Annotated in this window: 1 protein-coding gene; it reads left to right on the top strand. The window is 60.4% G+C overall.

Translation table 11 applies throughout. The features are described 5' to 3' along the window. On the top strand, positions 1-4,862 hold a 4,862-nt coding region (locus QQL85_RS26380; protein WP_349816524.1), incomplete at both ends, for an immunoglobulin-like domain-containing protein.

The following is a 4,862-nucleotide window of genomic DNA, read 5'->3' on the forward strand; positions in this document are numbered from 1 at the left end:
GATCCAGTGATCAAATCGATCGCCTCGGTCAGCGGCACCGACGTCGGCAAGTTCGAGCAACTGACCCTGGACAAGGCACCGGTCACCACTACCGTGACCGACGAGCCAGGCTCGGGTACCCCGGGTACTGGCAACGAAGGCGATCTGGTACTGGTCACCATTACCGCCGACCAGACCTCGGTCGCGGAAAACGTCAAACCGACCTTCACCGTTCACATCAACCAGCCGCTGGATCACGATCTGGTCGTGACCCTCAGCAACGATGCGACCGTGACCATCAAGGCCGGCGACACCAGCGCGCCATACGAGCACGCTGCGCAGGGTGATGATGTCTATCTGGACAGCGGCGAAATCACCCTTGGCATCAAGTCGGCGGTGGACGTCGACGGCCGTGCCTTCGAGAACCTGCAACTGGGCGGCGACGCTTCGGTTCAGGTTACCGACACAGTCAGCGAAGTTGTGGCCACGTTGACCGCAACCGAGTCCGTTACCGAAGGTGGCGTGATCACCTACACCGTGACGCTGACCAACAAAGACGGCCTGCCGATCAACAACCACTCGGCACTGACCTTCACGCTGAGTGACGGCAAGACCACAATCACCGTGCCTGCGAACGGCACCACCGGTTCGGCCACAGTTATTGCTCCAGACAACGTTTATACCGGCACGAACGCACCGGTCGAGCAGAGCCTCAAGTATGTCAGCGGCGCTGATGCCTGGAAGTTCGAGCAGCTGACGCTGGACGAAACCAAGGTCAGTACCGAAGTTACCGACGAGCCAGGTTCGGGCACTCCAGGTACCGGCAACCAGGGCGACGTGGTCAAGGTCACCATTACGGCCGACCAGGTCTCGGTCGACGAGGACGTCAAACCGAGCTTCACCGTACACATCAACACTGCACTGGACCATGATCTGGTCGTGACCCTGAGCAACGATGCACAGGTCACCATCAAGGCCGGTCAGACTTCGAGCGAACCTTATGTCCATGCGGCACAGGGCGACGACGTCTATCAGGACAGTGGCGAAATCACCCTCGGCATCAAGTCGGCGGTGGATGTTGACGGGCGTACTTTCGAAAACCTGCAACTGGGTGAGCAGGCTTCGGTTAAAGTTACCGACACGATCAACGAAGTTGTGGCAAAACTGACCGCAACAGAGTCTGTAAGTGAAGGTGGTGTGATCACCTACACCGTGACACTGACCAACAAAGATGGCCTGCCGATCAACAACCACTCGGCCCTGACTTTCACCCTGAGCGATGGCAAGACCACCATTACCGTGCCGGCAAACGGAACTACCGGCTCGATTACTGTTATTGCTCCGGACAACGTCTATACCGGTACGAATGCTGCGATCGAGCAGAGCCTGAAGTACGTCAGCGGCGCTGATGCCTGGAAGTTCGAGCAGCTGACGCTGGACGAAACCAAGGTCAGTACCGAAGTTACCGACGAGCCAGGTTCGGGCACTCCAGGTACCGGCAACCAAGGCGATCTGGTCAAAGTCACTATCGTGGCTGATCAGAAGTTGGTTTACGAAAACAAAGAGCCGACCTTCACCGTCAAGATCAACACCGTGCTGGATCATGACCTGGTCGTGACCCTCAGCAACGATGCGACCGTGACCATCAAGGCGGGTGAAACCAGCGCACCATACACCCATGCAGCGCAAGGTGAAGACGTCTACGAAGACGGCGGCAAAATCACGCTGGGTATCAAGTCCGCCGTGGATATCGACGGTCGTGGTTTCGAAAACCTGCAACTGGGCGGCGATGCTTCGGTCAAGGTCAAGGACACCATCAGCGAAGTTGTGGCCAAGCTGACCGCAACCGAGTCTGTGAGCGAAGGCGGCCAGATCACTTACACCGTGACGCTGACCAACAAAGATGGTCTGCCGATCAACAACCACAGCGCCCTGACCTTCACGCTGAACGATGGCAAGACCACCATCACCGTGCCGGCCAACGGCACCGTGGGCACTACCACCGTCATTGCCCCGGACAACGTCTACACCGGCACCAATGATCCAGTGATCAAGTCGATCGCTTCGGTCAGCGGTGACGACGTCGGCAAGTTCGAGCAGCTGACCCTGGACAAGGCACCGGTGACCACCACCGTGACCGACGAACCAGGTTCGGGTACTCCGGGCACTGGCAACCAGGGCGACCTGGTGCTGGTCACCATCACCGCTGACCAGACGTCGGTGGCCGAGAACGTCAAACCGACCTTCACCGTGCACATCAATCAGGCGCTGGACCACGACCTGGTCGTGACCCTCAGCAACGATGCGACCGTGACCATCAAGGCCGGCGACACCAGCGCGCCATACGAGCACGCGGCACAAGGCGATGACGTCTACAACGACGCCGGCCAGATCAGCGTGGGCATCAAGTCCGCCGTGGACGTCGATGGTCGTACCTTCGAGAACCTGCAACTGGGCGGCAACGCCTCCGTTCAGGTGACCGATACCACCGACGAAGTGATCGCGAAGCTGACCGCTACGCCTTCGGTTACTGAAGGTGGCGTAATCACCTACACCGTGACCCTGACCAACAAAGACGGTCTGCCGATCAACAACCACTCGGCCCTGACCTTCACGCTGAACGATGGCAAGACCACCATCACCGTGCCGGCCAACGGCACCGTGGGCACTACCACCGTCACCGCCCCGGACAACGTCTACACCGGCACTAACGACCCAGTGATCAAATCGATCGCTTCGGTCAGCGGCGACGACGTCGGCAAGTTCGAGCAACTGACCCTGGACAAGGCCCCGGTCACCACCACCGTCACCGACGAGCCAGGCTCGGGTACCCCGGGTACTGGCAACGAAGGCGATCTGGTGCTGGTCACCATCACCGCCGACCAGACTTCGGTTGCCGAGAACGTCAAACCGACCTTCACCGTGCACATCAACCAGCCGCTGGACCACGACCTGGTCGTGACCCTCAGCAACGATGCTCAGGTCACCATCAAGGCTGGCGACACCAGCGCGCCATACGAGCACGCGGCACAAGGCGATGACGTCTACAACGACGCTGGCCAGATCAGTGTGGGTATCAAGTCCGCTGTGGACGTCGACGGTCGTACCTTCGAAAACCTGCAGCTGGGTAATGCGGCGAAGGTTGATGTCACCGACACCACCGACGAAGTGATCGCGAAGCTGACCGCTACGCCTTCGGTGACCGAAGGCGGCGTGATCACCTACACCATCACGCTGACCAACAAAGACGGCCTGCCGATCAACAACCACTCGGCCCTGACCTTCACGCTGAACGATGGCAAGACCACCATCACCGTGCCGGCCAACGGCACCGTGGGTACTACCACCGTCACCGCGCCGGACAACGTCTACGTCGGTACCAACGACTCGATCGTGAAATCGATCGCCTCGGTCAGCGGCACCGACGTCGGCAAGTTCGAGCAACTGACCCTGGACAAGGCGCCGGTGACCACCACCGTGACCGACGAACCGGGTTCGGGCACCCCGGGCACTGGCAACGAAGGCGACCTGGTACTGGTGACCATCACCGCCGACCAGACCTCGGTGGCCGAGAACGTCAAACCGACCTTCACCGTGCACATCAATCAGGCGCTGGACCACGACCTGGTCGTGACCCTCAGCAACGATGCGACCGTGACCATCAAGGCCGGCGACACCAGCGCGCCATACGAGCACGCGGCACAAGGCGATGACGTCTACAACGACGCTGGTCAGATCAGCGTGGGCATCAAGTCCGCCGTGGACGTCGACGGTCGTACCTTCGAAAACCTGCAGCTGGGTAATGCGGCGAAGGTTGATGTCACCGACACCACCGACGAAGTGATCGCGAAGCTGACCGCTACGCCTTCGGTTACCGAAGGCGGCGTAATCACCTACACCGTGACCCTGACCAACAAAGACGGTCTGCCGATCAACAACCACTCGGCGCTGACCTTCACGCTGAACGATGGCAAGACCACCATCACCGTGCCAGCCAATGGCACTGTGGGCACTACCACCGTTATCGCGCCGGACAACGTCTACACCGGCACTAACGACCCAGTGATCAAATCGATCGCTTCGGTCAGCGGTGACGACGTCGGCAAGTTCGAACAGCTGACCCTGGACAAGGCACCGGTGACCACCACCGTGACCGACGAACCGGGCTCGGGTACCCCGGGCACCGGCAACCAGGGCGACCTGGTGCTGGTCACCATCACCGCCGACCAGACGTCGGTCGCTGAGAATGTGAAGCCGACCTTCACCGTTCACATCAACCAGCCGCTGGACCACGACTTGGTCGTGACTCTGAGCAACGATGCTCAGGTCACCATCAAGGCTGGCGACACCAGCGCGCCGTACGAGCACGCGGCACAAGGCGATGACGTTTACAACGACGCTGGCCAGATCAGTGTGGGTATCAAGTCCGCTGTGGACGTCGACGGTCGTACCTTCGAGAACCTGCAGCTGGGCGGTAACGCCTCCGTTCAGGTGACCGATACCACCGATGAAGTCATCGCGAAACTGACGGCGACCCCGTCGGTTACCGAAGGCGGCGTGATCACCTACACCGTGACCCTGACCAACAAAGACGGCCTGCCGATCAACAACCACTCGGCGCTGACCTTCACGCTGAGCGACGGCAAGACCGTCATCACCGTGCCGGCCAACGGTACCGTGGGCACCACCACCGTTACCGCTCCGGACAACGTCTACACCGGCACTAACGACCCAGTGATCAAATCGATCGCTTCGGTCAGCGGTGACGACGTCGGCAAGTTCGAGCAACTGACCCTGGACAAGGCACCGGTGACCACCACCGTGACCGACGAACCAGGTTCGGGTACCCCGGGCACTGGCAACCAGGGCGACCTGGTGCTGGT

This window comes from Pseudomonas putida, from assembly GCF_030159595.1.
Classification (GTDB): domain Bacteria; phylum Pseudomonadota; class Gammaproteobacteria; order Pseudomonadales; family Pseudomonadaceae; genus Aquipseudomonas; species Aquipseudomonas putida_AC.